Consider the following 22,373-nt stretch of genomic DNA (forward strand, 5'->3'; position numbering starts at 1 on the left):
GAGAACCGCTCAAACAACGTTTAAAACATCGGCGCCCTAAAACGTCGGCGGCTCAGAACGTCAGTGGCTCAGAATGTCAGTGCCTTGGCCTGCTTCACCTGCGGCAGCGTCTGTACCTTGGCGAGCAGTTCCGCCGGCACCGCGCCGTCGACCTCGACCAGCGCAATGGCGTCGCCGCCCTGCTTGACGCGGCCGAGATGGAAGGTCGCGATGTTGATTTTCGCATCACCCAAGAGGCTCGCGAACGCGCCGATGAAGCCCGGCTTGTCCTCGTTGGTCACGTAGATCATCGACTTGCCGAACTCGGCGTCGACGCGGATGCCCTTGATGTCGACGAGACGCGGCTTGCCGTCGGCGTAGACGGTGCCGGACACCGAACGCTCCTGACGCTCGGTGGTGACGGTGACCGTGATCAGGCTTTCATAGTCGCTCTGCGCGGCGCGGACGACCTCGTCCACCACCATGCCGCGCTCCTTGGCGACGACCGGCGCCGAGACCACGTTGACCTCACCCAGCATCGGCCGCAGCAGGCCCGACAGCACCGCCGAGGTGATCGCCTTGATCTTCATCTCGGCGACGTGGCCCTCATAGGTGATCTCTGTCTTGAGGATGCCGCTCTCGGTGAGCTGGCCGGCGAACGAGCCGAGCTTCTCGGCAAGCTCGATGAACGGCCTCAGCTTCGGCGCCTCTTCCGCCGTGATCGAGGGGAAGTTGACCGCGTTCGAGATCGCGCCCGACAACAGATAATCCGACATCTGCTCGGCGACCTGCAGCGCGACGTTTTCCTGCGCCTCGGTGGTGGAGGCGCCGAGATGCGGGGTGCAGATCACGTTGGGATGGCCGAACAGCACGTTCGAGGTCGCCGGCTCCTCGACGAACACGTCGAAGGCGGCGCCCGCGACATGCTTCGAATTCAGCGCGTCGACCAGCGCCTGCTCGTCGACCAGGCCGCCACGAGCACAGTTGATGATGCGAACGCCCTTCTTCATCTTGGCGATCGCGGCCGCATCGATCACGTTGCGGGTCTTCTCGGTCAGCGGCGTGTGCAGCGTGATGAAATCGGCGCGCTTCAAGAGATCGTCGAGCTCGACCTTCTCGACGCCGATGTCCTTGGCGCGCTCCGGCGACAGGAACGGATCGAACGCGATCACCTTCATGCGCAGGCCGAGCGCGCGGTCGGCGACGATCGTGCCGATATTGCCGCAGCCGATCACGCCGAGGGTCTTGGCGGTGATTTCGACGCCCATGAAGCGGTTCTTCTCCCACTTGCCGGCCTGGGTCGAGGCGTCGGCCTGCGGGATCTCGCGCGCCAGCGCCAGCATCAGCGTGATCGCGTGCTCGGCCGTCGTGATCGAATTGCCGAACGGCGTATTCATCACGATGATGCCCTTGGCGGTCGCGGCCGGAATCTCGACATTGTCGACGCCGATGCCGGCGCGGCCGATCACCTTGAGCCTCGTCGCCTTCTCGATAAGCTTGGCGGTCGCCTTGGTGGCCGAGCGGATCGCGAGGCCGTCGTAATTGCCGATGATCTCGGCGAGCTTTTCCTTGTCCTTGCCGAGGTTAGGCTGGAAGTCGACCTCGACGCCGCGATCCTTGAAGATCTGCACGGCGGCGGGAGACAGCGCGTCGGAAATCAGAACTTTGGGTTTTGTCATCTCGATTGTTCCTTTGCCCTGCGGCGGGCGGGTCTCCTGGACCGATCTGGTGAAGTCTCTGATCACTTCTCCTTCTCCCCGCTCTTGCGGGAAGAGGGTTGGGGTGAGGGGCAGCCACGGGCGAGGAACAAGCCGAAAGGGCCCCTCACCCGGATCGCTGCGCGATCCGACCTCTCCCCGTAAGAACGGGGAGAGGTGACAAGAGAAAACTTATGCCGCCTTGGGCAACGCTGCCTTAGTCTCGGCAAACGCCCAGTCGATCCACTGCGTCAGCAGCTCGACGTCCTTTGCCTCGACGGTGGCGCCGCACCAGATCCGCAGGCCGGCCGGCGCGTCGCGGTAATACGCGAAGTCGAAGCCGGCGTTCTCCTTCTCAACCAGCGCGACCAGCTTCTTGCAGAAGTCGGCCTGTGCGTCTGAAGGAAGCGAGGTGATCGCGGGATCGGTGAACTTGAGGCACACCGAGGTGTTGGAGCGGATCGCAGGATCCTTGGCCAGGAAGTCGATCCACGGCGTCTTCGCCTTCCAGTCGGCGAGCGCCTTGGTGTTGGCATCGGCGCGGGCGATCAGCGCCTTCAGGCCGCCGATCGACTTCGCCCAGTTCAACGCATCGAGATAGTCCTCGACGCAGAGCATCGACGGCGTGTTGATGGTCTCGCCTTCGAAGATGCCCTGGTTGAGCTTGCCGCCCTTGGTGAGGCGGAAGATCTTCGGCAGCGGCCAGGCCGGCTTGTAGGTCTCGAGCCGTTCCACCGCACGCGGCGACAGGATCAGCATCCCGTGCGCGGCCTCACCGCCGAGCGCCTTCTGCCAGGAGAAGGTGACGACGTCGAGCTTGGCGAAATCGAGCGGCTGCGCGAAGGCGGCCGACGTCGCGTCGCAAATCGTCAGGCCTTCGCGATCCGCGCTGATCCAGTCGGCGTTCGGCACGCGCACACCCGAGGTGGTGCCGTTCCAGGTGAAGACGATATCCGACTTCGGATCGACCTTGGCGAGATCGGGGATTTCACCATAAGCCGCGTTGAGCTTGGTGACGTCCTTCAACTTCAATTCCTTGACGATATCGCTGACCCAGCCCTCGCCGAAGGATTCCCAGGCGAGCGTGGTGACGGGCCGCGCGCCGAGCAGCGACCACAGCGCCATCTCGACCGCGCCGGTATCCGACGCCGGCACGATGCCGATCTTGTAATCGGCGGGCACCTCAAGCACTTCGCGCGTCAGTTCGATCGCGAGCTTGAGCTTGGCCTTGCCGACTTTCGCGCGATGCGAGCGGCCGAGGGCGGCGTCCTTGAGATTGTTGGGGTTCCAGCCGGGGCGCTTGGCACAGGGGCCGGAAGAAAAATGCGGCACTTCAGGCCGCGAAGCGGGCTTCGCTGCAGTCATAATCTACCCTTCCAGATAGCTGCCTCTCGGTGGGGAGAGGTTTCCCGCGGTCGGGGATAGTGGAAAGGTACCCAAACGTCAAGAAAGTTCGGACTCGTCTGGAACAATCCGGGCATCACGGCTGATTGATGGGGCGTCCTCGACCTGCTGGACTGTCTCCTGATCGAGCAAATCTGCTGCCAGAGTCATGATCTTAACCGCCCTGCGCCGGCTCGATACTTTCAGAATGCGCTTCTCGCCGGCCTGCACGATGTATTCGTTGCCGACCCGCACGATCGAATAATCCGACATTCCAATCCCCAGTTGCCCGTCGCCCCGTGGGAGACGTCCGACATACCGGACTCGTTCCGGCCCGTAAAATCACGGAGGTCGGCTTAGTTTATTGCCTGTTAACCGGATCGCAGACTATCCGCTGCCGCAGGTATTGCCCGGTAGATGGCACAACTTCTTGCGCGCGTTTCAAAAGCGAATCGTCATCCCCACATGGCTGCGTGCGAACCCGAGACGTTCATAGAAGCGCTGCGCATCGACCCGCGTCTGATGCGTCAGCAGCTCGACGAGCATGCAGCCTCTCGCGCGCGCTTCCGTGACTGCCCACTGGACGAGCTTCTCGCCGATGCCACGGCTGCGGCAATGCTTTGCAACGCGAACGTCCTCGAGCAGGCCGCGCGAGCCGCCCTGCGAGCTGATGCCCGGCAGAACCGCAAGCTGCAGACAGCCGACGACGACGCCTTCGCCCTCTCCGTCGACGGCGACGACGAGCTGCAGGTTGGGATCGCACTCGACCCGCGCGAAGGCCTCGTAATAGCTTTGCGGCAGCGGATCCTCGATCCGCTCGCGCGCACTGCCGAGCGGATCGTCCGCAAGCATGCCGACGATGGCGGCGACGTCTTCGCGGCAAGCGCGGCGGATCGTGATGGATGAAGCTTCAGTCATGGCGGCATTCACCTGAGGTCAGCGGACCGGCGGCAGCGCGAGCACGCGCTCGGCGTCGGCGATCCAGCGACGGATCACGGGATAGCGCGCGAGTTCGAGGCCGCCATCCTCCGCGACACGGGTATAGGCGAGCAGCGAAACGTCGGCGAGCGAGAACGCGTCTCCGACCAAAAATTGCGTGCCCGCCAGATGCCGCTCCAGATGATCGAGCGCGACATAGCCGCGCTTGACGAGGTTCGGATCGATCTCCGAGATGGCCTTGCCGAGATACACGGCCTGAAAGCGGCAGACGGCCACATAAGGCTCGTGGCTGTTCTGCTCCCAGAACATCCAGGCATCCATTTGCGCCGCGCGATAGGGATCGCTCGGGATCAGGTCGCTGCCGCGCGCGAGATAGCGGATGATGGCGTTGGATTGCGCCAGCGTACGGCCGTCATCCAGCTCCACCGTCGGCACCTGGCCCCAGCCGTTTCGCTTGAGGAATTCCGCGGTCCGGCTGCCGCCCTTCATGGTGTCGATCTCGACCCATGTGTACGGCAGCGCCAGCCTGTCGCACACCCATTTCACCTTCAGGCAGTTGCCTGAATTGGCGTCGCCGTAGATTTTCATGTGATCGCGCTCCGACCGTGTGGCGACAGAGCAGCAGTCGCTCCCCGATCTGTCAACCGTCGCCGGCTACGGCAGCGGCGATCAGAACTTGTAGCCGGCGCCGACCCGGAAGCTGTTCATATCGACGGTGATATTCTTGACCGCCGCGAAGCGCACATATTCCCACTCGCCGCGGAGAAACAACCCGCCGACCACGCAATATTCAAGCCCGAGGCCCGCGGTCCAGCCGACCGCATAGTTGTTCACCCGCTGCTCCGTCTGGGCGGCACTGCCTGAGCCCAGGTAGTCGTTATGCTGAATTGTAACGGTGTTGTTGCCGACCGTCTGGGTCTCGGCCCAGGCATCGTACTTGTCAAACGACACCGTCGCCGAACGCGACACGGACATGCGTCCCACCGCAACACCGCCGAACATGTAAGGCAGGAAGTTGCCCGCCGCCCACCCGGCGCGTCCACGGAAGGTCGTGACGTCCTTGACCTGCAAGGCGGCGCTCCCCGACAACGTCGTGTTGTAGGTGTAGGTGTGCCCGCTCGGAGGAGTCTCGCCCTTGGGATTCACGATCTGCCGCGTCATCGAGTCGCCCGCCGAACTTTCGAGGCCGTTCAGGTAATTGTAGTTGGCCTCGACGCCGAGCACGACGTCGTCCCATTGCCAGTTGCGGCCGACGAACGCGCCGAATCCGTTGCTCTGCGCATGGTTCTTCGGCAGCAGGCCCCAACCCGAAACCGGGTCGGCCAGAACGCTCTCGCGCAGCATGAAGGAGGTCATCGCGCTTGGCGCGTGGCTGAAATCGATGTCGCCGGAGGTATAGCCGATCTGGCCGCCGACATACCATCCTTCCCAGTTTCCGCTCCTGCTCGGTGCATCGACATAGGAGCCGCGCAGGATCGGAAAGTCCGGCAGATCGGCAGCCTGTGCGCCGGTCACCGTTCCAATCATCATCGCCGCCAGCACCAACCTACGCATTGCAACGCTCCATCCACCGCACCGATTTCGCGTTGATCATCGCCTGTTAACCTTAACCAATCGTTGTCGCCGCCCGTTTTCGAGCACGCAAGTTGCAGAAGCTCGCGACATCAGGCGGCAAAGAAAAAACGGCGCGGGATGGTCCCGCGCCGTTTCGATCGTTAACCATGAAGGCTGGAAATTAACCCTTATCAGCCCTTGCGGATCAGCGGCGGCGGAGGCGGCGGCGGCACGTCGCAGCAGGGCAAGTTGAAGCGCACGCCGAGCTTCACGTCCTGCGAAGTGATGTCGCGGTACTGGAAGCTCGAGGGACCGACCGGCGTGCCGTCGAAGAAGTGACCTTGGCCGTGGCCGGCAGTGCCCATGTCGAGGTAGCGATAGGCCAGTTCAACCGTGAAGTTGTTGGTGACCTTGTAGGCGACACCGGCATGCAGCGCCCAGGCGAAGTTGGTCTTGGTAGCGCCATCGGCGATGAAGGAGCTGGTCAGGCCCGACCCGCTCGGGAACGTCGCGACGTCGGAAAAGGCCGAGGTCTTGATCGTCGCGGCACCGACACCGGCACCGATAAACGGGGTCAAACAGCCCCAGGTGCCGAGATCAGCGTAGACGTTGACGAGGCCGACCCAGCTCTGGATGCCGCCATGATAGGCGTCGCTCAGCGGGCTGGGACCGGGGAACGTGAAGAAATCGGTGCCGTTGAAGCTCACCTTCGAGCGATACTCACCGGTGATGTCGGCGCGGAACCAGTTGTTGAACTGATAGCCGACGCCGATGCCGTAGAGCACGCCGCCGTCGAAGCCGTGGCCATACTGGTTGAAGGCGGTGCCGGCCGGCAGTGTGTCGTAGGCGTTGACGTGCAGCTTGGCCTGGGTGTTGGTCATGCCGATGTCGCCGCGCAGATACCAGCCGCCGAAATCCTGGACCGGCGGAGGAGCATACGCCATCGGAGGTGGCGGCATGATGGGCATGTCGGCGGCGAACGCCGCCGAGGACAACAGAGATGCCGCACCGGCGGCAATCAGGGTCTTTACGCTACGCATTGGCTTCGTCCTTTTGGGCCAAGTGAGGCGACACGAAAGCCCCACGTCTGAAACTCACGGCCCGGACGATGGCAGGAAATGTTTAAGCGGCACTTAACCCTAATTTTTAAGGTTGATTTTCTCTCACCTTTTTCTGCGGCTGTCGCTTATGGGTCCATAAAATGGCGCAGGAGGCGGCGAAACATCGCGATCCCGCCACAGTGCTAAAGAAGCGTTGACGCATGCGCGCCGGTCGCAGGGCATGCGAGCCGCATGTGTTAGCGAATGCTTAATGCGGATACCGCGTCTGCGGCCGGGCGCTCAGCGCACGGCGTTCGGCATCTTCGGCAGGAACACCGCGAGCAGGCCGATCGCCGGCAGGAAGGAGCACAGCTGGTAGACGAAGGCGATCGAGGTGTGGTCGGCGAGCTTGCCGAGCACGGCGGCGCCGAGACCGCCGATCCCGAACGCGACGCCGAAGAACACGCCGGAGATCATGCCGAAGCGATGCGGCATCAATTCCTGCGCGAACACGATGATCGCCGACGTCGCCGACGAGATGATCAAGCCGATCACGACCGTCAGTACGGCGCTCGCGAACAGGCCGGCATAGGGCAGCGCCAGCGTGAACGGCAGCGCGCCGAGGATCGAGAACCAGATCACGTATTTGCGGCCGAAGCGGTCGCCGAGCGGACCGCCGATGAAGGCGCCCGCGGCATTGGCGGCAAGGAAGATGAACAGATAGAGCTGCGCCGCCTGTGTCGAGACGCCGAACCGGTCGATCAGATAGAAGATGTAATAGCTCGACAGGCTCGAGACATAGAGCTGCTTGGAGAACAGCAGCGCGACCAGCACGATGAGCGCGATCTTCACGCGCCGCTGATCCGGATGGTCGGGATGCCGCGCGATGGCGGCCGCCTTCTTGCCCGATATCTGCGGCTTGTACCAGACGCCGATGCGCCAGAGGATCACGATGGCGAGGAACGCGATCGAGGAGAACCAGGCGATCGAGGGCTGGCCGAACGGCACCACGATCAGTGCTGCGAGCACCGGTCCCATCGAGGTGCCGAAACTGCCGCCGAGCTGGAACACCGATTGCGCGAAACCGTAACGTCCGCCTGACGCCAGCCGCGCGATGCGCGACGATTCCGGGTGGAACACCGCGGAGCCAAGGCCGACCAGCGAAGCCGCGATCAGGATGACGCCATAGGTGTGCGCAACGCTGAGCAGCAACAGCCCGAAGAAGGTGAAGCCCATGCCGATCGCAAGCGAGAACGGCTGCGCCTTCTTGTCGGTGAAATGCCCGACCAGCGGCTGCAGCAGCGACGCCGTGAACTGGAACGCCAGCGTGATCATGCCGATCTGCGCGAAGTCGAGCGCGTAATTGTCCTTCAGGATCGGATAGACCGAAGCGATCAGCGACTGCATCGTGTCGTTGAGGAAGTGCGAGAAGCTGATGCCGGCAAGCACGACATAGGCCGGCCCCGCCACGGCCGCTTTCGCAGCCTGCGCAGCCGTCAACTCCGGCACCAGCACCGGCTCGCCCAGTGCCTCTTCGCTTACGACGGGCTTGTTCAATGCAGCATTCCCGGACGGATTCGCAGAAAAATACCTCCGTGTCGTACGACGCGGAGGTGAGGCGGACCAGTTGCGCTAGCCGATGGCTGCGATGCGCTGTGGGTCAGCGATGCTGAATCAAGATCCATCTCCGTCATCCCCGCGCAAAGGCTCCGCCTCTGCGCGGGGATGACGGAATCGGCAGCTACGCCCTGGAGAATCAGCAGTCCTACGCCGCGGCGGCGTGGCCGAGTGCGCTGACGATGTTGTCGACGACCTCTTCCACCAGGATGCGATCGTCGCCCTCGCCCATGACGCGGATCACCGGCTCGGTGCCGGAGGGGCGGATCAACAGACGACCATGGCCGTTGAGGCGCTTCTCACCGTCGGTGATCGCGGACTTGACCTCGGCGTCGTCGAGCGGCTTGCCGCTGCGATAGCGCACGTTCTTCAGGATCTGCGGCAATGGGTCGAAACGCCGGCAGATCTCCGACACCGGGCGGCGCAGCTTCTGCACCACCGCCAGCACCTGCAGCGCCGCGACGAAACCGTCGCCGGTGGTCGAATAGTCCGACATGATGATGTGGCCCGACGGCTCGCCGCCGAGATTGTAGCCGCCGCTCAGCATCTGCTCGAGCACATAGCGGTCGCCGACCGGCGTGCGGACCATCTGCAGCCCGAGACCCTGCAGGAAGCGCTCCAGCCCGAGATTGGACATCACGGTCGTGACGATGCCGGGCTTGGCGAGGCGCCCCTCCTCCTTCCAGCTCTGCGCGATCACCGCGAGCAGCTGGTCGCCGTCGACGATGTGGCCGCGCTCGTCGACCAGGATGACGCGATCGGCATCGCCGTCGAGCGCGATGCCGATGTCGGCGCGCATCTCGCGCACCTTCCGCGACAGCGCTTCCGGCGAGGTGGAGCCGCATTCCTTGTTGATGTTGAAACCGTCGGGTTCGACCCCGATCGGCACCACGTCGGCGCCGAGCTCCCACAGCGCTTCCGGCACCACCTTGTAGGCGGCGCCATTGGCGCAATCGACCACGACGCGCAGGCCGTCGAGCGAGAGATCGCGCGGCAGCGTGCGCTTGGCGAATTCGATGTAGCGGTCATGGACGCCGTCGATGCGGCGGGCGCGGCCGAGGCTCGCGCTCTGCGCCAGGCGGCGGTCGAGCGATTCGTCGAGCAGCTGCTCGATCTGCTTCTCGACATCGTCGGACAGCTTGAAGCCCTGTGGGCCGAACAGCTTGATGCCGTTGTCTTCGAAAAGATTATGCGATGCCGAGATCATGACGCCGAGATCGGCGCGCATCGACTTGGTGAGCATCGCGATCGCCGGGGTCGGCATCGGGCCGACCAGCAGCACGTCCATCCCGACCGACGTGAAACCCGCGACCATGGCGTATTCGATCATGTAGCCGGACAGCCGCGTGTCCTTGCCGATCACGACGCGATGGCGATGGTCGCCACGCTGAAACACCAATCCCGCGGCCTGTCCCACCTTGAGCGCGAGCTCCGGCGTGATCAGCCCATTGGCGCGGCCCCGAATTCCATCGGTCCCGAAATATTTGCGGCTCATGTAACCCCCAACACGGACCTCTCGAACCACCCGGCGAGAGAGTCCTGAACGCCTACCAGTCTAGCGTGCATCGGCCTTATAGACTGCCAGGCGCTAAAAGGACTTCAAAAAATATGATGAATCATTACCGGGGCTAAACCCCGTGCTTCGACATTAAGGCACTGAAAGATATAACATTATTACTCTTTCGGCAACCTGGGTAACGAACGTCGTCCCCTACCCTTTGCCGTTGCGCTTGACGTGCTGGTCGCCCTTGCTGGGGGCCGGCTGGGTGACATTGACCGGGTCGGAACCCGGAAACGTCTCCTCCAGCCCCTCCTCCAGGGCCTCGTCGAGCCGACGCTTTTCGGCGCTCTCGTCTGCTTTCGGCTTGGAGCCTGATTGGGTCATCGCGCTCTCCCATCCGTCTTCGATTTGGCAGCTCCCCCATCCATGCTAGATGACGGCAAGATCGAACACCCGCAAGACTTGCTGCCTAAAACAAGGCTCGCGACATCGAACTTGCGACACAGAAGAAGGGCCGGGACCGTCCATGAAGCACATTACCTGCATCGAAGACCTGCGCCAGCTGCACAAGCGCCGGGTGCCGAAGGCGTTTTTCGATTATGCGGACCGCGGCTCCTACACCGAGGACACGCTGCGCGCGAATTCGGAAGATCTGCAGCAGATCAAGTTCCGCCAACGCATCCTGGTCGATGTGTCCAAGCGCACCCTGGCAACCACGATCCTCGGCGAGCCGGCGGCCATGCCGCTGATCCTGGCGCCGGTCGGCCTGCTCGGCATGCAGCACGGCGACGGCGAGATCTATGCCTGCCGCGCCGCGCAGGCGGCCGGCATTCCCTTCACCCAGAGCACGATGTCGATCTGCTCGATCGAGGACATCGCGGCCGCCGTCGACAAGCCGTTCTGGTTCCAGCTCTACGTCATGAAGGACCGCGGCTTCATCAAGTCGCTGATCGAGCGCGCGATCGCCGCGAAATGCTCGGCGCTGGTGTTGACCGTCGACCTGCAGGTGATCGGCCAGCGCCACCAGGACATCAAGAACGGCATGACGGTGCCGCCGGAATGGTCGCTGTCGAAGCTGATCGACTTCGCGACCAAGCCCGCCTGGGTGTCAGGCGTGCTGCAAGGCAAGCGCCGCACCTTCGGCAACATTGCCGGCCACGTCAAAGGCACCGAGGATCTGACGAAGCTGTCGGAATGGACCGCCTCGCAGTTCGACACCTCGCTGAACTGGAAGGACATCGACTGGATCCGCAGTATCTGGCCGGGCAAGCTGATCCTTAAAGGGATTCTCGATGTCGAGGACGCCGAGCTCGCCGCCAAGACCGGCGCGCAGGCGATCGTGGTTTCCAACCATGGCGGCCGCCAGCTCGACGGCGCGCCGTCCTCGATCGAGGTGCTGCCGGAGATCGTCGACGAGGTCGGGTCGAAGGTCGAGATCATGTTCGACGGCGGCATCCGCACCGGCATGGACGTGATGCGGGCGCTGGCGCTCGGCGCGAAGTCCTGCATGATCGGCCGCGCCTATGCCTACGGCCTCGGCGCCGGCGGCCAGGAAGGCGTCGCCAAGGCGATCGATATCCTGGGCAAAGAGCTCACCACCACGATGGGGCTGTGCGGCGTCAACACCATCGCCGAGATCGACGATCACGTGCTGGCGGTTTAGCGCGGAGCGGCAGCCTCTCTCAACACGTCGTCCCGGGCAAGCGAAGCGCGACCCGGGACCCATAACCACCGATGGCCGTCGTTTCGCAGCGCTGCGGGCGACAGCGCGCTTCAACAACTCAACCCTGTGGTTATGGGTCCCTGCTTTCGCAGGGACGACAGCGGAGCCTGTTCAGCATCACATCGGCGGCGCGATCCCGTCGCGGCCGACGTTGACGCGGTTGGCTTCCAGCGTGCCGTCGTCCTTCTTCACCGCACCGAAGATGATGATCTTGGCGCCCGGCTTCAGCTCCGACTTGTCGCCGGCGACGAAGGTGACGACCGGGGTGCCCGGCGGCACCACGACTTTCTTCTCGCCGTCCTTGTACTTCACCGTGATGTTCTGGCCGTCGGTGCCCTTCACGGTCTCGGCGACGGTGGCGTTGGTCATGGTCGAATTGGCGCGCAGGTCCCACGGGCGGAAGCCTTCGGCGGCGCCGCGCTGGTTCTCCGGGAAGATGTGAACCGCGATCGCCTTCTGCGTTCCGTCGGGCTCGGGCATCGCGGTGACGCCGATATAGGAACCGGGCTTGATCTCCGACAGATCGGTCTTGGCGACGCCGAACACCGCGACGCTGTCGGTGGTCCGCACCTTCATGTCGGCGCCGTCGCGCGACTTGATCGACAGCATCGCGCCGTCGACGGCCTCGATGGTGCCGCGGATGCGCACCGTCGGCAGCTGCTGCGCGGATGCAGCCGAGGCAAAGGCAACAAGAAGCAATGCGGCGAACAGCGGCGATTTCGGCATGGTGTCCCTCATGGGTTGGGCTGGCGGATGAAGGAACACCGGGGAATTGGTGGTATTCCGTGCAAGCCACAACTTCCTCGCGGAAGCGACGGCTCGCACGACAACGACGCGCCGGACGAGGGGACTGTTACTGCGATAACGGACAGGTGATGCGCTCGCATGTTCTGATGTAGCCCGTTCACATCGTCATTCCGGGATGGTCCGAAGAACCAGACCCGGAATCTCGAGATCCCACAATTCGCAATTGCGAATTGAGGTTCGACGCTTCGCATCGCCCCGGGATGACATTGTGCGTCACATCGGCGGCGTAAGGCCGTCGCGGCCGACGCTGACGCGATCGGTTTCAAGCGAGCCGTCCGGCAGTTTCTTCATGAAAGCGATGACCTTGGCGCCGGCCTTCAGGTCGGCCTTGTCGCCGGGAACATAGGTCACGACCGGCGTATCGGGTGCGACCTCCACCTTCTTCTCGCCGTCCTTGTATTTGACCAGCAATGTGTGGCCGTCATTGCTGACGACGGATTGCGCAACGGTCGCATTGGTCATGCTGCTGTTCGGTTTCAGATCGTAGGGCCGCGACCCTTCGCCGGTGCCGCGCATGTTCTCCGGAAAGACATGCACCTCGACCGCCTTCGGCGTGCCGTCGGGGCCGGGCACGGTGGTCGTGCCGATGAAGGAACCGACCTTGATGTCGGACAGCGCGATCTTGGTGAGACCGAGCACCACCATATTGCCTGCCATGTGCAGCTTGACGTCCTCGCCGCTGCGCGACTTCACCGCCAGCGTATCGCCGTCGACGCTCTCGACGGTTCCACGCACCCGCGTCGGCGTCGGCGGTTGCTGCGCGAGCGCGTAGAGCGTGGACACCGTCACCATCGCGAGCGCAATGAACGGCCGAATGAGATGGGAGCGGCTGGCAGGCATAATTGATCTCCGGGAGGGAACGCGGGCGGACTAACACCAGACCCCGTTCCGGAGATGCTATTCCAGGCCTCAAGTCTTTGTGAGATCGGCCTCAACAAGCGCACGCAGTTCCGGCGTGACCTGCGGACGCTGTCCGAACCACAATTCGAAACCGCGCACCGCCTGATGCAGCAGCATGCCTAGTCCATCGGCGGTCTTCAGACCACGCGCCTCTGCCGCCGCAAGCAGCGGCGTCACCAGCGGCACATAGACGAGATCGGAAACGACCGCGTGTTGCGGCAGCAGGCCGACATCGATCTCGAGCACGGGCTGACCATGCATGCCGAGCGAGGTGGTATTCACCAGCAGGCCGGCGCGCGGCAGCAGCTCGCCGACCTTGTCCCAGGTCGCGGGATGAACCCGCGCGCCGAATTGCCCGGCCAGCGCACGGGCGCGATCGATGCTGCGGTTGACCAGATGCACGCGCGCGATGCCGCGCTCGATCAGGCCGAACACCACCGCACGGGCCGCGCCGCCGGCGCCGAGCACCAGCGCGTCCTCCGTCTTGTCCCAGCCGGGCGCGCAGGCGTCGAGATTGTTGATGAAGCCTTCGACATCGGTGTTGGTCGAGCGCAACTCGCCATCGGCGAACCACAGCGTGTTGGCGGCGCCGACGGCACGGGCGCGCTCGTCCGGTGCCGACAGCGCCAGCGCGCGCTCCTTGTGCGGAATGGTGACATTGGCGCCGACGAAGCCCCGCAGCGACAGGCGAAACAGGAAATCCTTGAAATCCTCCGGCGGCACCGCCTCGATCACATAGCCGCCCTCGATGCCGAGCGTGCGCAGCCAGTAATGATGGATCAACGGCGAGCGGGAATGCGCGGCGGGCCAGCCGATCAGGCACGCGGCGCGGGTTTTGCTTGAGGACGTCATGATGGTGACATCGGCTAAGGCAGGCGCGCTGTCAATCCGTCCGCTTCGCGGTTGCGGCAACCAGCGCGCTGAGGGCGAACGCGGCGGCGGCGGCGAACCAGATCGCGGCGAGGTTGATCCAGCCATAGGCCAGCGCGCCGGCGAGCGCGCCCGCGACCAGCGCCGCCCACAGCAGCAGGTTCGGCAGCCAGGCCCAGCCCGCGCCGCCGGTGAGCGCGGCGGCGATCAGCTGACCGGCCTTCACCAGCGCCCCGGTGACATAGGTGAGGCCGAGCCCGGCCCCGCCTTCGAGCTGGAATACAGCGTTCTCGAGCCCCATCGCCAGCACGATGGCGGCGACCGCGGCGTTCGGCAGGCCATAGGCATAGGCCACCGCCGCCGCCGTGAGCAGCCACGCCTCGACCAGCAGGAGCAGGGGCTGGCGATGCGCCAGCGCGCTGAGCACGATCAGGCTACCGGCTGCGGCACCGGCGACGAACAGCACGATCAGCTCCAGCGCTTCCAGGGCGTGCTGCCAATGCCCCTCGGCCAGTGTCACGCCAAGCCGCGTCGAGTTGCCGCTCATGAAGGACACGAACAGCCCGCCGAGATGCAGATAGCCGATGCCGTCGACATAGCCGGCCATTGCGCTGAGCGCGCAGGCCAGCGCCAGGTTACGGCGGGATTCAAGCATGACGGTGGGAATCGCTCCCGGTGTTCAGAACGGCAATGTTCATGAAAGCAGTCGGTTTGGGAAGGAAGGGAGCGAAGCAAAGCGGCCTCGTCCGTCATTCCGGGATGGTCCGAAGGACCAGACCCGGAATCTCGAGATTCCGGGTTCGATGCTAACGCATCGCCCCGGAATGACGGAGTGCCATCAGGCCGCGTCGCGATGCGCGGCGATGATCTGGTCGGCGGCGCGGCCCGTCACTTCGGCCATGCGGTCGAACTGGCGGGTGAAGGTGCCGGCGCCGGCGGTGGCGGAGCGCAGCTCGACGATCAGGTCGCCGATCTCGGATTCCGGCATCGTGGCGCGGACGCAATCCCAGCCGATCCAGCCCTCGCGGGTGTCGAAGCCGAGGATCTGGCCGCGGCGCGCCGACAGGATCGCGTTGATCTTGGCGGTGGCATCGGTCGGACAGACGATCTCGACCATATGGATCGGCTCCAGCAGCACCGGCTGGCACTGCGGCAACCCCTCGCTGACCCCGATCCGCGCCGCGGTGCGGAACGCGAGATCGGACGAGTCGACGCTGTGATAGGAGCCGTCGGTCAGCGTGACGTCGACGTCGATCACGGGAAAGCCGAGCGGGCCGCGCGCCAATGCGTCGACGACGCCCTCTTCCACCGCGCCGATATAGTTGCGCGGCACCGCGCCGCCGACCACTTTCTCGTGGAATTCAAAGCCTGACCCGCGCGGCTTCGGCTTGATGTCGAGCACGACGTCGCCGAACTGGCCGTGGCCGCCGGACTGCTTCTTGTGCCGGCCGCGCTGGGTGATCGGTTTGCGGATGGTCTCCTGGTAGCCGATTGCCGGCGGATGCGATTTGACGTTGACGCCGTAGCGGTCCTTCAGCCGCTCCTGCGCCACGCGCAGATGCATCTCGCCCTGCCCCCACAGCACGGTGTCGTGGGTGCGCGGGTTCTGGATCATCGTCAGCGAGGGATCTTCCTCGTTCAGCCGCAGCAGCGCCTGGCCGAGCTTGACATCGTCCTTGCGGTCGGTCGCGGCAATCGAGATCGACAGCACGGCCGCGGCCGGCTCGACCTTGACCAGCGAGGCCGGCGCCGTCTTGCCGCTCGAGACCGTATCCCCGGTCTTGATCGCATCGAGCTTGCCGAGCGCGACAGTGTCGCCGGCCTCGGCCTGCGGCCGCTTGCTGTCATGCCCGCCCGAGACCGCGAGGATGCCTGAGACGCGTCCGCTCTCGCCGCTCGAAGATTGCAGCGTCGCGCCGTCGTCGAGCCGGCCCGCAAGCACGCGCGCCAGCGACAGCTTGCCGCCATGCTGCAAGTGCACGGTCTTGAACACGTAGGCCAGCGCATCCTTCTGATCCTTGATGCCGAGCCGATTGGCGGTCTCGGCAACGCCGGGCGCCTCATGGCGCAGCGCCTTCATCAGGCGCAGCACGCCGTTCTCGCGGCTCGCGGCGCCGAGCAGCACCGGACAAATCTGCCCTTCGCGCAGTTCGCGGGCGAGATCGTCGAACACGGCATCGCGCGGCGGCTGGATATCCTCCAGCAATTGCTCCATCAGCGCGTCGTCATGGTCGGCAAGCTTCTCCAGCATCGAGAAGCGCGCTTCCTTCTCGCGATCGAGATTGCCGCCCTCGAGCGCCATCACTTCCGACGGCTTGTGCTCGCGATAGACGAAGGCGCGCTCCAGCGCGAGATCGACAAAGCCTTCGATCAGATCGCCGTTCCAGATCGGGATCTGGCGCAGCACCAGCGGCACGCGCGATGCCGGCTGCAGCGTCGCAAGCGTCTCGCGGACGCGCTTGTTGGCGCGGTCGATCTTGTTCAGGAACAGGAAACGGGGAATTCCGAGCTCCTCGAGCTCGCGCAGGATGATCTGCAGCTGCGGCAGCTTCTTCTCATCGGCTTCGCAGACCACGACCGCGGCATCGACCGCCGGCAACGCTGCACGCATATCGTGCGCGAATTCGATCGAGCCGGGACAATCGATAAAGGTGTAGCTGTCCCCCATAAAGGTGGTGGTGGCGGCGGTCAGGCCTACGCCCATCTTGTGCTGACGCGCCTCGGGGCTGGCATCGCCGACGGAGGTTCCGGCATCGACGCTGCCGGCAGTCTTGATGGCGCCAGTGCGCGCCAGGATCGCTTCCAGAAGTGTGGTTTTACCGCTTTGGAAAGGGCCCACCAATGCGATGCATCGTGGACCTCGGGGACTTCTGACGTCTTGTCCCATTGCCGCCTCCTCGTTTTGGAGCTCGGCCCATGATTGGGTCGGCGACCGTTTATGCTCTGCCTGCGTTTGGCGTTTGGCAAGCAGGAAAACGTCGCTGCGGTGCGGCGTCGCGGAAGTTTGCAATTCCGAGCCTTCGTCCGGACAATTGCGTCCGCTGCGTCAGTTCCTTCGTGCAAGTCCCGGAGCAATCTCGCGCCAACGTATCGCAAGGTCGAGCAGACGCTGCACGGCGGGCGAGACATCTTCATCGCGCCACGCAATCGTGAGCGGAGCCGACACCGCCGGCGCGGCGAGCGCGATGTAAGCCACGCCGCGACCGGTCTGCGCGCGTGCCGCGGCCTCCGGAACGAGCGACACACCGACGCCGGCGGCGATCAGGCCGATCGCCGTTTGCAGATGCAGCACCTCCTGCGCGAGCCGCGGCGTGAAACCGGCGGCCTGGCACGCGGCGACGATCAGGCCGGTGACCGAAGGCTCCGGCCGCGCCGGATAGAGCACGAAGGCATCATCGGACAATTCGGCAAGCGCAATGTCGTCCCTCTCGGCAAGCGGATGTGCGCGCGGCAACGCCGCGACATAGGGCTCCTCCAGGATCAGGCGCTGGGCAAGACCCGCCTCCGGCAATAGCGCCGGGCGTGCGAAGCCGACATCGATCCGGCGTCGCCGCAGCGCTTCGGCAATCTCGGCCGCCAGCATCTCGTCAAGCACGAGCTCGACGTCGGGACAGGCGTCGCGATAGCTGCCTATGATATCGGGCAGACCGGCGAACATCGCGGAGCCGACGAATCCGATCGCTAGCTTGCCGGCCTGTCCGCGCCCGACGCGCCGCGTGTCCGCAACCGCGGCCTCGAAGTTTGCGAGCAGGGAGCGGGCGCGCGCAAGCAGCAGCTCGCCCGCCTCGGTGAGCCTGACAGGACGGCTATTCCGCTGCAGCAACGTCACGCCGAGTTCGTCCTCGAGCTGACGGATCTGCTGGCTCAGCGGCGGTTGCGCGATGTGCAGCCGCTCGGCCGCGCGGGTGAAATTCAATTCCTCGCCGAGCGCCACGAAATATCTGAGATGTCGCAATTCCATGCCGTCGGTATAGCACGGCGGCGGGTACCGTCAGTCATACGCAATAGCTCTGCAACCGTATCGAACAAGTATTGGACCGGACGCGCGAACGCGGACAGCCTGCGGCAAAGCACAGGGAGTCCCCATGACGGCGCTGGAAAAAGCCTTCGCGGAAGCAGCCGCGGCAGGCATCACACAACAGAAGATCGATATCGGCGGCCTGCGCGTCAACGTCGCGCGCTTCGGCAAAGGGCCGCCGCTGCTCCTGCTTCACGGCTGGCCGGAGTTCTGGCTGGTGTGGCGCCCGCTGATGCTGCGCCTCGGCGACAGTTTTGAACTGATCGCGCCCGACTTGCGCGGCTGCGGCGACACCGGCAAGCCGACACCGGGGCCCGATGCGTCGGCCACCGCGGAGCGTCACGCGCTGGATATGTTTGCCGTCATGGACGCGCTCGGTCATGACCGCTTCGGCGTGATCGGCGGCGATCTTGGCGCCTATGTCATGCAGGCGATGTCGCATCGTCAGCCGCAGCGGCTGACCGGCACGCTCTATCTCTGCACGCCCTATCCGGGCCTCGGGCATCGCTACGGCCAGCCCGGTCACCTGATCGAGGTCTGGTATCAATACTTCCAGCAGCTGCCATGGGCCGCGCAATTGGTCGGAAGCTCGCGCGAGTCATGCCGGCTCTACTTCCGGCATTTCCTCGACCACTGGTCGGGCGACGATCCCGCGGTGTTCGGCGAGCTGCTGGAAGCCTATGTCGACAACTTCATGAAGCCGGGCAACATCCAGGGCGGGTTCGACTGGTATCTCTCGTCCGCGCCTAATCGCCGGCTCTGGCTGGAAGGCAAGCTGCCGGCGCAGCCGCGCATCGACGTGCCCTCGCGCTTTCTCTGGGGCCGCCGCGATCCGTTGATCGCGCCCGAATGGTCGGACAGGTTGAAAGACTATTGGAGCGAACCTTCGATCAGGTTCGTCGAAACCGGGCACTATGTTCACGCCGAGGCGCCCGGGATCGTTGCCGAAGAAGCAAGCGGCTTCTTCGGCAAGCTGATCAACCGCGCGGACGCGCGTTAGAGCATGATCCGGAAAAGTGCGAAGCGGTTTTCCGATAACATCATGCTTAGACGGCTTTAGCGGCCCGGACGCAGCTCCAGGCTTTCGAGGCCGGCGGCGATGTTGATGCCGACCTGGCCCTGCACGCTGAGCGGCTGCAGGGCGATCGTGTTGTCGGAGCCGCCGACCAGCACGTTGCCGCCGACGCCGACACCGAGCGTCGCGCTGCCCTGCGCGCCGGCATAATTGCCGGAGAGCGCACCCGGCCCGAGCCGCTCCACCGGTGCGTAGACGCCCCAGGCCAGCGCCGATTCCTGGGTGATGCCGAGATCGATGCCGACCTTCTGGATGGTCGCGATGTAGCGATCCTCAGGCAGACCATTGGCGCGCAGCACGCAACCGAGATGGGTCACGGAACCGACGATGAAGCCGACGCTCGCGCCACCGCGGCATTCAAGGACGCCGACCTGCACGCGCTGGATCGGCTGTTGGGCGCTGGCGCCAACGATCGCGGTCAGCGTGGCAATGGCAGCACCGGCGAGGAGAGTGAAGCGACGCATGGTGGTGAGTCTCCGGCTGTGAGGCATGACGCGAGCAGAGAACAGAACGGCGCCGTGTCTGCGGCGCCGTTCGCATCCTATGCCACAACATCGAACGTCCAGCCAGAATTTGCGGTGCCCGGCCACCGATTGTCAGGAGATGTTGCGGCGCTGCTATGTTCCTCCCGGGCCTGACGACTGATCGAGCAACGGACAGCAAACAACAGACAACAAAAAAGAGGCCCGCTTTCGCGGGCCTCTTTGATCGAACACCGACCAGCTTAGAGCGTTTTCGAGCGAAGTGGATACCGGTTCGCGTGAAGAAAACGCGTCAAAACAAAATCTAGTGGTGGTGGTGATGATGACGGTGGTGACGATGATGACGGCGCGGACCGCCGTAGGCGACCGGCTCGAGATCGATCCCGGCGATGCCGGCCGCAACGTTGAGGCCGGTCTGGCCCTGCACGCTGACCGGCTGCAGCGCATAGGCGTTGTTCGGACCGCCGAACAGGAAGTTACCGCCGGCACCGAGGCCGACCGAAGCATTGACGCCGACGCCGCCGTAGCTGCCGGCCAGCGCACCGCGCGGGAGCTGGGTGGTCGGCGCGCTCACGGCCCAGGCGAGCTGGGTCGTCGCGGTGACGCCGAGGTCGACGCCGATCCGCTTCACGGTCGCAACATAGGGTTCGGGCCGACGGCCGCCGCTCTGAAACACGCATTCGAGGCGCGCGACAGAGCCGACAACGAAGCCGACATTCTCGCCGCCCTGGCATTGCAGGACCCCGGCTTGAACCTGAGGCGCCGCGTTGGCGGTGGCGAACGGCGCCAGTAACGCAAGCGCTGCAAGGGTGAGGGTCGAAAGTCGCATTGAACTGTCTCCGCAAGGTGAACTGAATTTGCGCGGCGGACAGGAAGGAAGGCTCGTGTCCAAAACAAGGCAGTGCGCAAAGACGCCGTAAAAACTTCCCGCGTGTGGCATCGATGTTCGCACACACGCGCGTGAGGTGAGCAGGATGTGATTTGACTCGTCGAATCTACCGGCGCGATTTCAGCGCACAAACAAAAACGCTCCCGCACCAGGTGCGGGAGCGTTTTTGATTTCGGATCGAACTACCGCAGATTACCGCAGAAGCGCTGGATGCGCTTGCAGGCATCCTCGAGATCGGAAGTCTTGGTGGCGTAGGAGATGCGGAACGCGGGGCCGAGCCCGAATGCCGATCCCTGCACCACGGCGACGCCTTCGCTCTCGAGCAACTCGGTGACGAACGCCTCGTCGTTGTCGATCAGCTTGCCCGACGGCGCCTTCTTGCCGATCGTGCCGGCGCAGGACGGATAGACGTAGAACGCGCCTTCCGGCCGCGGGCACTCGATGCCGCTCGCCTGGTTGAGCATCGACACCACGAGGTCGCGACGCTCCTTGAACACCTTGTTGTTCGCGGCGATGAAGTCCTGCGGACCGTTGAGCGCCTCGACCGATGCCCACTGCGCGATCGACGACGGGTTCGAGGTCGACTGCGACTGGATCGTCGCCATCGCCTTGATCAGCTGCGCCGGGCCGCCGGCATAGCCGATGCGCCAGCCGGTCATGCAGTAGGCCTTCGACACGCCGTTCACGGTCAACGTGCGATCGTACAGGCTCGGCTCGACCTGCGCCGCCGTGGTGAAGACGAAGTCGTCATAGACGAGGTGCTCGTACATGTCGTCGGTCATCACCCAGACATGCGGATGCCTGACCAGCACGTCGGTGATCGCCTTGAGCTCGCTCTTCGTATAGGCCGAGCCGGTCGGGTTCGACGGCGAGCACAGGATCACCCACTTGGTCTTCGGCGTGACCGCCTTCTCGAGATCTTCCGGACGCAGCTTGAAGCCGGTCGAGGCCGGGCACACCACCGGCACCGACTCGCCGCCGGCGAGCGCCACCATCTCGGGATAGCTAACCCAGTACGGCGCCGGGATGATCACCTCATCGCCCGGATTGATGGTCGCCATCAGCGCGTTGTAGAGCACCTGCTTGCCGCCGGTGCCGACGATGACCTGGTTCGGCTTGTAGGTCAGGCCGTTCTCGCGCGCGAACTTGTTGATGATGGCTTCCTTGAGCTCCGGAATGCCGCCGACATCGGTGTACTTGGTCTTGCCGGCCTCGATCGCGTGGATCGCTGCCAGCTTGATGTTGGCGGGCGTATCGAAGTCAGGCTCGCCGGCGCCGAGGCCGATGACGTTGCGGCCCGCGGCTTTCAGCGCGCGTGCTTTGTCCGTGACCGCGATCGTCGCGGACGGCTTCACACGGTCGAGCGCAGCGGACAGGAAGGCCATTATCATCTCCTGGCAAACGTCGTGAGCCGTAGGGCCACGACTTGATTTGAATGGGATCGCGGCACCCTAGGCCTGTCGCCGCTGCACCGCAAGAAGCTTGGCGGTAAAGCACGAAAACTTTCGCGCATGGCTCGCGGCGCACGCAATTTTCCGCAAGTTCCGGCACCGGATGACTCATATCCGGCAAGCCCGCTCCGGTCTTGCCGGCGGGGCCTTCGGCGGCATGCGCCGGCGCGGATTGCTCCGAGGACAATGCCGCGCGGCACCCGCCTGACAGCGCTAACGGCGGGTCGTCAACGCAGCCCGGCGCGTCGTGCCGCCAAGGATGGCGCGTTAAGGTTTGTAATTTCAGCGCGCCGGCCATGGTCGCGACCTGGCCATCGACCGGCACCGTGCAGAGCGTCGCGCAGGCGTGATCCGAGTTGTTCTGCCGTGTGGATGGAATCGTTCTGCACGTGTGCAGTGCAGTAGACGTTTCGACTTTTTCCACATTGCAGGGCTTGCGACGCACCCC

The 22,373-nt window shown here is 64.5% G+C and carries 21 protein-coding genes; 2 read left to right on the forward strand and 19 right to left on the reverse strand.

Annotated features, from left to right (window positions below; translation table 11 throughout):
* Positions 1–68 precede the first annotated feature (68 nt).
* The 10 genes from serA to QA639_RS36330 form a co-directional block, all read right to left on the reverse strand.
* A complete protein-coding gene (gene serA, locus QA639_RS36285; RefSeq protein WP_050382772.1) occupies positions 69–1,658 on the reverse strand; it encodes a phosphoglycerate dehydrogenase in 1,590 nt (529 codons plus the stop codon).
* A 210-nt stretch (positions 1,659–1,868) separates the two neighbouring features.
* Positions 1,869–3,041 carry a phosphoserine transaminase gene (locus QA639_RS36290; protein WP_283088562.1) on the reverse strand — a complete coding sequence of 391 codons (1,173 nt, stop codon included), beginning with the start codon at positions 3,039–3,041 and terminating at the stop codon, positions 1,869–1,871.
* A gap of 78 nt (positions 3,042–3,119) precedes the next feature.
* Positions 3,120–3,332 (reverse strand): hypothetical protein, encoded by a 213-nt coding sequence (locus QA639_RS36295; protein WP_028333512.1) that lies wholly within the window; start codon positions 3,330–3,332, stop codon positions 3,120–3,122.
* A gap of 168 nt (positions 3,333–3,500) precedes the next feature.
* Positions 3,501–3,977 carry a GNAT family N-acetyltransferase gene (locus QA639_RS36300; protein ID WP_028333513.1) on the reverse strand — a complete coding sequence of 159 codons (477 nt, stop codon included), beginning with the start codon at positions 3,975–3,977 and terminating at the stop codon, positions 3,501–3,503.
* Positions 3,978–3,995: 18 nt separating this feature from the next.
* Positions 3,996–4,586, reverse strand: a complete 591-nt coding sequence (locus tag QA639_RS36305; protein WP_244978832.1) for a glutathione S-transferase family protein — start codon at positions 4,584–4,586, stop codon at positions 3,996–3,998.
* Positions 4,587–4,667: 81 nt separating this feature from the next.
* Positions 4,668–5,552: an outer membrane protein gene (locus QA639_RS36310; RefSeq protein WP_244481690.1), complete on the reverse strand. Its 885-nt coding sequence runs from the start codon at positions 5,550–5,552 to the stop codon at positions 4,668–4,670.
* Positions 5,553–5,743: 191 nt separating this feature from the next.
* The gene (locus QA639_RS36315; RefSeq protein WP_198400324.1) at positions 5,744–6,592 is read right to left on the reverse strand and encodes an outer membrane protein; all 849 of its coding nucleotides are present in this window, start codon (positions 6,590–6,592) and stop codon (positions 5,744–5,746) included.
* 300 nt (positions 6,593–6,892) lie between these two features.
* The gene (locus QA639_RS36320) at positions 6,893–8,149 is read right to left on the reverse strand and encodes an MFS transporter (protein WP_157348473.1); all 1,257 of its coding nucleotides are present in this window, start codon (positions 8,147–8,149) and stop codon (positions 6,893–6,895) included.
* Between the two features lie 208 nt (positions 8,150–8,357).
* Entirely contained in the window at positions 8,358–9,704 is a 1,347-nt protein-coding gene (gene glmM / locus QA639_RS36325) for a phosphoglucosamine mutase (protein WP_016846677.1), read from the reverse strand.
* 216 nt (positions 9,705–9,920) lie between these two features.
* The gene (locus QA639_RS36330; RefSeq protein WP_167350366.1) at positions 9,921–10,094 is read right to left on the reverse strand and encodes a hypothetical protein; all 174 of its coding nucleotides are present in this window, start codon (positions 10,092–10,094) and stop codon (positions 9,921–9,923) included.
* A 142-nt stretch (positions 10,095–10,236) separates the two neighbouring features.
* On the opposite strand from QA639_RS36330, the gene QA639_RS36335 reads away from it, so the two are divergent.
* Positions 10,237–11,373: an alpha-hydroxy acid oxidase gene (locus tag QA639_RS36335; RefSeq protein ID WP_028333518.1), complete on the forward strand. Its 1,137-nt coding sequence runs from the start codon at positions 10,237–10,239 to the stop codon at positions 11,371–11,373.
* 177 nt (positions 11,374–11,550) lie between these two features.
* On the opposite strand, the gene QA639_RS36340 is transcribed toward QA639_RS36335, so the two are convergent.
* The 6 genes from QA639_RS36340 to QA639_RS36365 form a co-directional block, all read right to left on the reverse strand.
* Complete coding sequence (locus tag QA639_RS36340; RefSeq protein ID WP_028336073.1) at positions 11,551–12,159, reverse strand: single stranded DNA-binding domain-containing protein; 609 nt, start codon at positions 12,157–12,159, stop codon at positions 11,551–11,553.
* Between the two features lie 294 nt (positions 12,160–12,453).
* On the reverse strand, positions 12,454–13,032 hold the full coding sequence (locus QA639_RS36345; protein ID WP_194295382.1) for a hypothetical protein: 579 nt from the start codon (positions 13,030–13,032) through the stop codon (positions 12,454–12,456).
* Positions 13,033–13,149: 117 nt separating this feature from the next.
* Positions 13,150–13,992: a shikimate dehydrogenase gene (locus QA639_RS36350; RefSeq protein WP_028336071.1), complete on the reverse strand. Its 843-nt coding sequence runs from the start codon at positions 13,990–13,992 to the stop codon at positions 13,150–13,152.
* A gap of 31 nt (positions 13,993–14,023) precedes the next feature.
* A complete protein-coding gene (locus tag QA639_RS36355; RefSeq protein ID WP_028336070.1) occupies positions 14,024–14,665 on the reverse strand; it encodes a YoaK family protein in 642 nt (213 codons plus the stop codon).
* Between the two features lie 183 nt (positions 14,666–14,848).
* Positions 14,849–16,897: an elongation factor G gene (locus QA639_RS36360; RefSeq protein ID WP_028336069.1), complete on the reverse strand. Its 2,049-nt coding sequence runs from the start codon at positions 16,895–16,897 to the stop codon at positions 14,849–14,851.
* A gap of 159 nt (positions 16,898–17,056) precedes the next feature.
* Positions 17,057–17,971 (reverse strand): LysR substrate-binding domain-containing protein, encoded by a 915-nt coding sequence (locus tag QA639_RS36365; RefSeq protein WP_028336068.1) that lies wholly within the window; start codon positions 17,969–17,971, stop codon positions 17,057–17,059.
* Between the two features lie 124 nt (positions 17,972–18,095).
* On the opposite strand from QA639_RS36365, the gene QA639_RS36370 reads away from it, so the two are divergent.
* A complete protein-coding gene (locus tag QA639_RS36370; RefSeq protein WP_157348474.1) occupies positions 18,096–19,028 on the forward strand; it encodes an alpha/beta fold hydrolase in 933 nt (310 codons plus the stop codon).
* Positions 19,029–19,084: 56 nt separating this feature from the next.
* Here the strand turns inward: QA639_RS36370 and QA639_RS36375 are convergent, their stop codons facing one another.
* From QA639_RS36375 to QA639_RS36385, 3 genes are all read right to left on the reverse strand, one after another.
* Positions 19,085–19,567, reverse strand: coding sequence for a DUF992 domain-containing protein (locus tag QA639_RS36375; RefSeq protein ID WP_028336066.1), 483 nt, complete (start codon positions 19,565–19,567; stop codon positions 19,085–19,087).
* Between the two features lie 322 nt (positions 19,568–19,889).
* Positions 19,890–20,414, reverse strand: a complete 525-nt coding sequence (locus QA639_RS36380) for a DUF992 domain-containing protein (RefSeq protein WP_028336065.1) — start codon at positions 20,412–20,414, stop codon at positions 19,890–19,892.
* 242 nt (positions 20,415–20,656) lie between these two features.
* A complete protein-coding gene (locus tag QA639_RS36385) occupies positions 20,657–21,859 on the reverse strand; it encodes a pyridoxal phosphate-dependent aminotransferase (protein WP_283088563.1) in 1,203 nt (400 codons plus the stop codon).
* Positions 21,860–22,373 lie beyond the last annotated feature (514 nt).

The sequence above is a fragment of the Bradyrhizobium pachyrhizi genome (assembly GCF_029714545.1).
Lineage (GTDB): Bacteria > Pseudomonadota > Alphaproteobacteria > Rhizobiales > Xanthobacteraceae > Bradyrhizobium > Bradyrhizobium pachyrhizi.

Excerpts from the sequence above, each read along its gene's own strand:
- serA (WP_050382772.1), bottom strand. The coding sequence starts at position 1,658 with ATGACAAAACCCAAAGTTCTGATTTCCGACGCGCTGTCTCCCGCCGCC.
- QA639_RS36290 (WP_283088562.1), bottom strand. The coding sequence starts at position 3,041 with ATGACTGCAGCGAAGCCCGCTTCGCGGCCTGAAGTGCCGCATTTTTCT.
- QA639_RS36295 (WP_028333512.1), bottom strand. The coding sequence starts at position 3,332 with ATGTCGGATTATTCGATCGTGCGGGTCGGCAACGAATACATCGTGCAG.
- QA639_RS36300 (WP_028333513.1), bottom strand. The coding sequence starts at position 3,977 with ATGACTGAAGCTTCATCCATCACGATCCGCCGCGCTTGCCGCGAAGAC.
- QA639_RS36305 (WP_244978832.1), bottom strand. The coding sequence starts at position 4,586 with ATGAAAATCTACGGCGACGCCAATTCAGGCAACTGCCTGAAGGTGAAA.
- QA639_RS36310 (WP_244481690.1), bottom strand. The coding sequence starts at position 5,552 with ATGCGTAGGTTGGTGCTGGCGGCGATGATGATTGGAACGGTGACCGGC.
- QA639_RS36315 (WP_198400324.1), bottom strand. The coding sequence starts at position 6,592 with ATGCGTAGCGTAAAGACCCTGATTGCCGCCGGTGCGGCATCTCTGTTG.
- glmM (WP_016846677.1), bottom strand. The coding sequence starts at position 9,704 with ATGAGCCGCAAATATTTCGGGACCGATGGAATTCGGGGCCGCGCCAAT.
- QA639_RS36330 (WP_167350366.1), bottom strand. The coding sequence starts at position 10,094 with ATGACCCAATCAGGCTCCAAGCCGAAAGCAGACGAGAGCGCCGAAAAG.
- QA639_RS36335 (WP_028333518.1), top strand. The coding sequence starts at position 10,237 with ATGAAGCACATTACCTGCATCGAAGACCTGCGCCAGCTGCACAAGCGC.
- QA639_RS36340 (WP_028336073.1), bottom strand. The coding sequence starts at position 12,159 with ATGCCGAAATCGCCGCTGTTCGCCGCATTGCTTCTTGTTGCCTTTGCC.
- QA639_RS36345 (WP_194295382.1), bottom strand. The coding sequence starts at position 13,032 with ATGGTGACGGTGTCCACGCTCTACGCGCTCGCGCAGCAACCGCCGACG.
- QA639_RS36350 (WP_028336071.1), bottom strand. The coding sequence starts at position 13,992 with ATGACGTCCTCAAGCAAAACCCGCGCCGCGTGCCTGATCGGCTGGCCC.
- QA639_RS36355 (WP_028336070.1), bottom strand. The coding sequence starts at position 14,665 with ATGCTTGAATCCCGCCGTAACCTGGCGCTGGCCTGCGCGCTCAGCGCA.
- QA639_RS36360 (WP_028336069.1), bottom strand. The coding sequence starts at position 16,897 with ATGGGACAAGACGTCAGAAGTCCCCGAGGTCCACGATGCATCGCATTG.
- QA639_RS36365 (WP_028336068.1), bottom strand. The coding sequence starts at position 17,971 with ATGGAATTGCGACATCTCAGATATTTCGTGGCGCTCGGCGAGGAATTG.
- QA639_RS36370 (WP_157348474.1), top strand. The coding sequence starts at position 18,096 with ATGACGGCGCTGGAAAAAGCCTTCGCGGAAGCAGCCGCGGCAGGCATC.
- QA639_RS36375 (WP_028336066.1), bottom strand. The coding sequence starts at position 19,567 with ATGCGTCGCTTCACTCTCCTCGCCGGTGCTGCCATTGCCACGCTGACC.
- QA639_RS36380 (WP_028336065.1), bottom strand. The coding sequence starts at position 20,414 with ATGCGACTTTCGACCCTCACCCTTGCAGCGCTTGCGTTACTGGCGCCG.
- QA639_RS36385 (WP_283088563.1), bottom strand. The coding sequence starts at position 21,859 with ATGGCCTTCCTGTCCGCTGCGCTCGACCGTGTGAAGCCGTCCGCGACG.